General features: G+C 67.4%; 3 protein-coding genes. 2 read left to right on the forward strand and 1 reads right to left on the reverse strand.

The annotated features are described in order from the left end of the window. Nucleotides 1-252, forward strand: a 252-nt coding sequence (locus B4M62_RS06685; RefSeq protein ID WP_290706202.1) for a cation-translocating P-type ATPase C-terminal domain-containing protein, incomplete at its 5' end; no start/stop codon positions are given. A 94-nt stretch (nt 253-346) separates the two neighbouring features. Then, nucleotides 347-1,531 carry an LLM class flavin-dependent oxidoreductase gene (locus B4M62_RS06690; protein ID WP_290706203.1) on the forward strand — a complete coding sequence of 395 codons (1,185 nt, stop codon included), beginning with the start codon at nt 347-349 and terminating at the stop codon, nt 1,529-1,531. A 103-nt stretch (nt 1,532-1,634) separates the two neighbouring features. On the opposite strand, the gene B4M62_RS06695 is transcribed toward B4M62_RS06690, so the two are convergent. Beyond that, the gene (locus B4M62_RS06695) at nt 1,635-2,048 is read right to left on the reverse strand and encodes a hypothetical protein (protein WP_290706204.1); all 414 of its coding nucleotides are present in this window, start codon (nt 2,046-2,048) and stop codon (nt 1,635-1,637) included. Between the last annotated feature and the right edge of the window lie 103 nt (nt 2,049-2,151).

Here is a 2,151-nt window from a genome sequence, read left to right on the forward strand (position 1 = left end):
CTGTTCACCAACCCGGTGCTGTGGATCGCGATCTGCATCTCGCTGGCGCTGCAGGTCGCCGTGGTCTACATCCCGTTCCTCAACGACGCATTCGACACCACCGCAATCGACGCCACGGATTGGCTGCTGTGCATCGGCCTCGCCAGCGTCGTCCTGTGGACCGACGAACTCCGCAAGCTGGTCACCAGATGGCGGACCGACGCCGCTGGTCACCCGGGTGCCCCCGAACCGGCGAGCGACGCTCGCTGCTGAGCGAGCACGGCAGGAGACACAACGACCCCACCGGGTTCGTCAGCACGGTCGACATCGTGAAGACCGACCTGGCGTGATGTGACACCATCTGGAGATGCCGCACATGCGCCCTCATCATGCACCGCTCGAGTTCGGGATCTTCCTCCCTCCGATGCACAAGACCGGGGTCAACCCGACGCTCGCCCTGCACCGCGATCTCGAACTGGTCACGCATCTCGACCGCCTGGGGTATGCGGAGGCCTGGATCGGTGAGCACCACTCGGCCGGCAGCGAGTTGATCGCCAGTCCCGAGGTGTTCATCGCCGCGGCGGCGGAGCGCACGCGGCACATCAAGTTGGGCACCGGCGTCAACTCGCTGCCGTACCACCACCCGTTCATCCTCGCCGACCGGATCGTCATGCTCGACCACCTCACCCGCGGGCGGATGATGTTCGGCGCGGGTCCTGGCCAGCTCACCAGCGACGCTTCGATGCTGGGGATCGACCCGATGGATCAGCGTCCCCGGATGGAGCAGGCATTCGACGTGATGATGCGCCTGTTCCGTGGCGAGACGGTCAGCGAACGCACCGACTGGTTCACGTGCGACGAGGCCGTGTTGCAGGTTCGGCCGTACAGCGACTTCGACATCGCCGTGGCCAGCAGCATCTCTCCGTCGGGCAGCAAGCTGGCGGGGAGGTACGGCACGGGAATGCTGTCGATCGCCGCCACCGAGCCGGCGGCGTTCCAGGTGCTCGACTACAACTTCCAGGTCTGGCAGGAGGAAGCGGCCCGGCACGGTCACGTCGTCGATCGCGCCAAGTGGCGGCTGATGGGTCCGATGCACATCGCCGAGACCGAGGATCAGGCTCGGGCGAACTGCCGGTACGGGTTGCAGTGGGTCTTCGACTACCTCAGCCACATCATCCCGATCGGCGACCCGTCCGCGCCGCCTCCGCCGTCCGACTTCGACGAGTTCGTCGACTTCGCCAACGAGAGCGGTCGCATGGTCATCGGCACGCCCGAGATGGCCATCGAGCAACTCGAGCGGCTGGTCGAGAAGACAGGCGGTTTCGGCACCTACCTCTTCCTCGGCGCCGATCTGGCGGACTTCCCCTCGACGCTGCGCAGCTACGAGCTCTTCGCCGAACAGGTGATGCCGCACTTCACCGGGCAACTGGGTCCGGTGCAGGCGAGCTACGACCGGGTGGTCGGTGCCGGCAGCAAGTGGGTCGACGCGACGCTCGGCGCGCAACTCACCGCCATCGCCGCGTACGAGGAGGAGCGCGCCGCGCGCAGTTGATCGACCCCTTGCGGCCCGCGTGCGGCGCGGTGGCGATCATCGGCGACCATCGCCTGGTAGTGCCCATCGAAGAAGCGGTCGAACCGGTCGAGCTGGGCCGTGTTCACGCAGGCGCCCATGTCAGCCCGAGGCGTACGGCAGACTCCTCGATCGCCTCGACGAGCCGATCGATCGAACCATCGCACGCGTCGAGATCCTTGGCAGCCAGGAGCAGCATGTGCCCGGCGTCGGTCACGGCGACAACCACCGGTGCCTCACCGCCGGACGCGACGCGGATCGGGCCTGGCTGGTCGTTGCGGTGGTAGGTGTCGAACGGTACCGGGAGGCCGTCCTGGCAGGTCTTCCACTCGGGTCGCTGACGGACGGAGCCGTGGGTGATCTCGCACAGCGAGCAATGCCGCCGACCGAGGCGAGCACCGACCCAGTAGGAGAGCTCACCGCGCAAGGTGCTGTCCGCGTCGTAGACGCCAACGAGACGCACGATGACCTGGGCCGGTGCCGCGTCGGGAGAGCTCATCGGGACAGCATCGCCGATCGGGCACCGCGAACCTCCGCGGTGGGGAGTCTGCCGGCGCGGTCCGCCATGCGATGGCGCCGAGCACGAGGCCGAACATCATGTG

The sequence above is a fragment of the Gordonia sp. UBA5067 genome (genome assembly GCF_002414845.1).
GTDB lineage: Bacteria > Actinomycetota > Actinomycetes > Mycobacteriales > Mycobacteriaceae > Gordonia > Gordonia defluvii.